Origin of the sequence: Aeromonas sp. L_1B5_3 (genome assembly GCF_963866575.1) — a bacterium.
GTDB classification, from domain to species: Bacteria; Pseudomonadota; Gammaproteobacteria; order Enterobacterales; family Aeromonadaceae; genus Aeromonas; species Aeromonas jandaei.
Window position 1 is genome coordinate 1 of sequence record NZ_CAWMDN010000050.1, and the last position, 770, is coordinate 770.

2 protein-coding genes are annotated in these 770 nt (G+C 55.8%); both read left to right on the top strand.

Annotated elements, in window-relative coordinates:
- Nucleotides 1–623 (top strand): type II toxin-antitoxin system toxin DNA ADP-ribosyl transferase DarT (darT, locus tag AACR93_RS03775; RefSeq protein ID WP_156153062.1); only part of this gene is annotated, 623 nt, incomplete at its 5' end.
- Nucleotides 620–770, top strand: a 151-nt coding sequence (locus tag AACR93_RS03780) for a macro domain-containing protein (protein WP_197077990.1), incomplete at its 3' end; no start/stop codon positions are given. The genes darT and AACR93_RS03780, both read left to right, overlap by 4 nt.

Genomic DNA, 770 nt, shown 5'->3' on the forward strand with positions numbered 1-770 from the left:
CGCAGAAGGCGCTGATATTCCGGATCGTGCATCGGGATAACCTGGAATGGATCCTGACCCATGGCCTGTGGGCGGGGAATGGTCAGCAGCAAAACCCGCACTGGGTGCATATCGGGTTGCCGGAGCTGATTGCCAAGCGTGCACGCCATCCGGTGCCGCTGGCTCCTTACGGCGTGTTGAATGACTATGTGCCCTTCTACTTCACGCCGTTTTCTCCCATGCTCAGCAATATTCACTCAGGGCGCGGTGTTCCCCAGCGTGAAAATGATGAAATCTTGATCCTGGTTTCCAGCCTGCATCGCATGGCTGAATTGGGGCTACCGTTTGTGTTTACCGATAGCCATGCCTATTACCAGTGGGCCAATTTCTATGTCGATCTTGGCGATCTGGGGCGGATTGACTGGCCACTGTTGCAGCGCCGTGACTTCAAGCGTGATGCGGAAGATTTGAGCAAGCTGGAACGCTATCAGGCCGAGGCCTTGATCCATCAACATTGCCCCATCGAGGCGTTGCTGGGCGTGGTGTGTTACAACGAAGAGATAAAGAACCGCGTGGAACAATGCATGAATCGGGTGGGGATCGCGCGCCCCGTCTATGTCCGTGATGGGTGGTATTTCAGATGATTCGATATACAACAGGCAATCTGCTGGATGCTCCGGTGGAAGCGCTGGTGAATACCGTCAACACCGTCGGTGTCATGGGCAAGGGGATCGCCTTGATGTTCAAGGAGCGGTTCCCGGCCAATATGCGCGCCTATGCCGAGGCGTGCA